4 protein-coding genes are annotated in these 4,830 nt (G+C 69.5%); 2 read left to right on the top strand and 2 right to left on the bottom strand.

Going from position 1 to position 4,830, the window contains the following annotated elements:
- On the bottom strand, positions 1-1,320 hold a 1,320-nt coding region (locus tag EB084_19510; protein NDD30451.1), incomplete at its 3' end, for a hypothetical protein.
- A gap of 73 nt (positions 1,321-1,393) precedes the next feature.
- On the bottom strand, positions 1,394-3,049 hold the full coding sequence (locus EB084_19505) for a PfaD family polyunsaturated fatty acid/polyketide biosynthesis protein (GenBank protein ID NDD30450.1): 1,656 nt from the start codon (positions 3,047-3,049) through the stop codon (positions 1,394-1,396).
- 268 nt (positions 3,050-3,317) lie between these two features.
- Here EB084_19505 and EB084_19500 point away from each other — a divergent pair, with 268 nt between their 5' ends.
- Positions 3,318-4,436 (top strand): tetratricopeptide repeat protein, encoded by a 1,119-nt coding sequence (locus tag EB084_19500; GenBank protein ID NDD30449.1) that lies wholly within the window; start codon positions 3,318-3,320, stop codon positions 4,434-4,436.
- Positions 4,437-4,466: 30 nt separating this feature from the next.
- Positions 4,467-4,830: hypothetical protein (locus tag EB084_19495; protein NDD30448.1), on the top strand; the 364-nt coding region annotated here is incomplete at its 3' end.

Raw genomic sequence — 4,830 nt, 5'->3', positions numbered from 1 at the left:
GCCTCCGAAGCCGAAGGCGCTCAGCGCCGCGCGTCGCGGATGCGCAGGGTCGCCCACCCAGGGACGGGCGATGCCGCTGAGATAGAAAGGGCTCTCGCCCAGGCGCAGCTTCGGGTTGGGCTGCTCCGCCTTCAACGTGGGGGGCAGGACCTTGTGGTGCAGCGCGAGCGCGGCCTTGATGAGGCCCGCGGCGCCGGCCGCGGCCTTGGTGTGACCGATCTGCGACTTCACCGACCCCAGCGCGCACCAGCCCGTGTCGGCTCGGTTCGCGCCGTAGACCGCACGCAAGGCCTCGAACTCGACCACGTCACCCACCTTGGTGCCCGTGCCGTGGGCCTCCACGAGCCCCACGGTCGACGGCTCGACGCCGGCGTTCTCGTAGGCGCGCTCGAGGCAGCGCTTCTGACCGTCGCTGCTCGGCGCGTAGATGGCCTGCCCCTCTCCGTCGCTCGACGTACCGATGCCGCGGATGACCGCATAGACACGGTCGCCGTCTCGCTCGGCGTCGGTGAGACGCTTGAGCACCACCATGCCGATGCCCTCACCCAGAAGGGTGCCATCTCCCTGCCCCGAGAACGGACGGCACTCGCCGCTTGCGGAGAGCGCCGGCGTCTTGCTGAAGCACATGTACATGAAGATATCGTTGAACGTGTCGACGCCACCGGTCACCACCATGTCGGCCCGCCCAGCGGCCAGCTCGAGCGCGGCCAGATGGGCGGCGCTGTTCGAGCTCGCGCAGGCGGCGTCAACGACGCAGTTGGTGCCGTGCAGGTCGAGTCGATTGGCGATGCGGCCGGCGACCACGTTGCCCAGCAGGCCCGGGAACGAATTCTCCTGCCACGGCACGTAGGCGCCCGAGATGCGCTCGACCACCTTCTCGGCCACGTCGTCCGCCACGCCGGACTCGGCCAGCGCACGCCGCCAGATGGGGTGGCCGAGACGAGCCCCCAGCGGGATCACGAGCTCGAGGCAGCCCGTCACGCCCAGAATCACGCTGGTCTTCTCGCGGTCGAAGACGCGGCCCTCACCGTAGCCAGCATCTTCGAGCGCAGCCTTGGCAACGACGAGCCCCAGGATCTGGGAGGTATCCGTGGCTTCGAGCGCGTTCGGCGGCATCTGGAACTCGGTGGGATCGAACGAGACCGGGTCGAGGAAGCCCCCACGGCGGCAATAGGTACGATCCGGGCTCTTGGGGTCGGCATCGAACCAGGCCTCTGGAGACCAGTGCGAGGAAGGGACCTCGCCGATGCAGTCTACCCCCATGCGCAGGACGCGCCAGTACCCCTTCAACCCCGGCCCCTTGGGGAAGAGGCAACTCATCCCGACGATGGCGATGGGGACGTCTGTGGCGTCTCGGTTGGGTTCAGTGCTCACGAAATGCTCTCCTGGAAGGTCAAACGGTTGTGCTCTGAGGTCGCAGCAGCGCCCGGATGCGATCGATGGGCATGGGCGGGAACTGCTGGGCCTCCGGCGGCAGGGAAGCTCCCTGCGCCCGAATCGTGGCGGCCCGGGTCAGGACCGCCGCGCCAATCATGATGTTGAGGGCCACGGTCTCCACCGTGCGGGCCGAGAGGTCGTCGAACAGCGACCCGCGCGCCCACTCGTTGAATGCCCCCATGGCGGGACCGCACCAGATCTGGTAGTCGACCCGCCGACTTGCCTCGCCCTGGTTCGCCCAGCCGGAGGCGCGCCCGAGATAGGAGCGGAACACCAGCGCCATCTTGTGACGGGGCTCGCGCTCGGCACGCTCGATCTGGCGCGGGTCACGGGTCTCGAAGAAAGCGCGCGTCTGCGCCCACTCCTGCTCGAGGCTGCAGCGGAAGAAGTCGCGTTCGAGCACGGCGCGCTCGCTTGCCGGCAGCGCATCAAGGGTCTCGTGGGCGCGGTAGAGATCGTACAGCTTGCGCGCCCGCACACTGAACATGGTGCCGCGCTTGAGCACCTGGACCTTCACGCCCATCTCGAACATGTCTGCCGCAGGCGCCATGGCAACGTCGGCCTGGGAGGCCTGCGCCAGCATCTCGCGCACCGCCGCCGAAGTACCCGCCTCGACGCAGGCCTGGTTCACCGACCCCGTCATGACATAGGCGGCCCCCATGGCGAAGGCGGCAGCTGCAGCCGAAGGGGTTCCGATGCCCCCTGCGGCGCCGACCCGCAACGGTACTGCGTAGCCGTGCTTGCGCTGCATCTCGTCGCGCACCGCTGCGATGGTGGGGAACAAGGCCAGCGCGGGACGGTTGTCGGTGTGCCCGCCGGAATCTGCCTCGGCGGTGATGTCCTGCGCCACGGGAAGGGTCGCGGCCAGCTCGGCCTGCGCAGCGGTGAGGGCGCCCGCGCTCACGAGGGCCGACAGCATGTCCGGAGGAGGCGGCGCGAAGAACTTGCGCGCCAGCTCGACCCGTGAGATCTTGGCGTACACGTGGTTGGGCGTCACCACCGCACCGGCCGCGTCTCGATGGATGCCGTGGAAGCGGTAGCGCACCACCGCCAGCGTGAGATCGAGGAACGCGCTCGCGCAGATGCGGCGCACCCCGCGACGAAGATAGAGGTCGACGACGCGGTCGTCGAGACCCGGCTCTCCCGGGCTGTGGATGAGGTTGAAGGCGTAGGGCAGATCTCCCAGTGCGGCCTGGATGCGATCGATGGCCTGCTCGACGCGCGGCAGGGAAAGCCCCGCCGCCCCGAACACCCCAAGCATGCCGGCCCGCCCCATGGCGATGACCAGCGCCTCTGACGCGATGCCGTTGGCCATGGCACCCGCGATGTAGGCGTATCGGATGCCCTGCTGCGCGCAGAAGGAAGCGTCGCCCAGTGCCTCTGGAGGCAGGGCGGGCGCGAACGCGAGAACGGGCAGCGCGTCGCTGCCCGGACGAACCTCGCCAAAGGCGATCTGGCCGTCACGCACAACGGCCGCCACCCCATCGCGGTCAGCGATGACCAGGGGGCGCCGCAGGTCGAGCAGCGCGTGCTGAAGGTCTGCCGTCACCCCATTGCGAGAAGCGCCGGTCGGGACCCACCAGCACTGCATGACATTGGTGAGCGTGTTCATTGAAACTCCGAGTCTTCACGACGAGCCTCTGCGATCTGCGCAGGCTCGAGCAGATCTCGTCGCGGGAAGGAAGGGGATTCGCAGTGCACCGCCTGCTTCCCTGCGCACAGAGACCGCACCAGGAGAATTCTTCTGAACCTGATGCGCTCGCGGTGACCGCCCTCCTCCGTCACTACTTCGCACCAGACCCGCCCAGTCGCGCCGTTCGCGCCTGAAGGGAAACCTGCTATACTGCTGCCATGCCCTTCCGAGAAACGGCCCTGCCGACATGACCCTCGACACGCTCTACACCGCCCTCGAGCGGCAGCTGCCGCCGACAGACGGCAACCCCTGCGGGCAGTGCCGCGCCTGCTGCACCGGAAGCGGTCTCACCGCCCAGCACGTGCTCGAGGTCGAGCACCTCGCGCTAGCCGCACGGTTCGGAGCCGCGGCATCCAGGGCGTTCCGCGAATACGCCGAGCGACGCCGCGATGCGCACGGCGCGCTGCTCCACGAGAGCTGCCCCTTCTACGACGACGCACGACGAGGCTGCTCGATATACGCCCATCGGCCCTTCTCCTGTCGCGTGTTCGGGCACTTCCGCATGCGGGGCACCCGCCTGCCGGACGATTGCGTGTTCGAGCCCACGGTTCGCGAGGTGAACGCAGCCGGCTACTTCCGCGAGGTCCCCCTGGCACGCGACCTCCGAGCGCTGCAGCGAGAGCACGATCTGCGCACCCCCGCTCCCGCCGCTGGGTCGGGAGAGAGCGCCAGCGAGGTGTTGCGCCGCGTCCGCGAGACCCTCGACCCGGACGACCCCTTCGACCTGGCGCTGGCGGCGCAGATCGAGGGCCGTCACGAAGAGGCTCTCGGCATCTTGCAAGAGGCGCAGGCCGAGCGCTCTGACGACCCGCATCTGCTCCTGTCCCTCGGAAACGTGCTCGACGCCCTGGGACGCACCCCCGAGGCCATCGGCGCCTACAACCGCGTCCTCTCCATCGACCCTTCGTACCAGCGCGCCTGGACGCACCTCGGCTTCAGCCGCCTCGAGCTGGGCGACCCCCCTGGGGCTCGCGACGCCTTCGACCACGCCGTCTCGATCGCCCCCACCGACGCCGTTGCGCGCGGGTTCCTGGGCTGGCTCACCATGGGCACGGCGACCACGCACGAGGCGTTCGGCGAGGCGGCCCACCACCTGCGCGAAGCCACCCGCCTCGATCCGTCGAACACCCCGTTCCGCCTCCGCTGCGCGGAGGCGCTCATCCTGGTGGATGCGTCCCACGAGGCGGCAGGGCATCTGCGTGCCGCCCTCGCCGACCCGCGCCTGGCCGGCGCCGCACGAAGCCTCGCGGAACGCTTCTGCCCCGAGGCGCTCGACGGCGCTGCCGAGGGCCCCTCGGAGGAATAGGTCGCCCGGTCGCCGTAGATCTTCAAGATCATGGCGGACGACGATCGCGATTCTCTCCCCTGGTTGCAAGACGAGAGACCGTCATCCACACGAGGCGGCTCCTCAGCCCCTCCCTCGCGTGGCCAGCGTGCCCGCGAAGGGGAAGATGCGCCTTCGTCGCCGGCGCGGGGCGCGTTCCGCCCGTTCGACGGTCCACCAGACGCCTCGACGGTGGTCGCCAGCCGCGACGACCTCCTGCGCGCGGTGCGCGAGTACATGGCCCAGCGCACGGCCGCTTCGGCGCCGCGACGGAAGCCTCGCACGCACGCCGACGAGAGCGCAGACGAGTTCAACGCAGCAGCCCCAGAGGCCATCGCACCTCCGCCGACGCCCCTCCCCGAGATCAGCGAGATCA

The organism is Pseudomonadota bacterium, assembly GCA_010028905.1.
Classification (GTDB): Bacteria; Vulcanimicrobiota; Xenobia; order RGZZ01; family RGZZ01; genus RGZZ01.
Note: the sequence above shows the minus strand (reverse complement) of the source record. Positions and strands in the feature narration are given on the sequence as shown.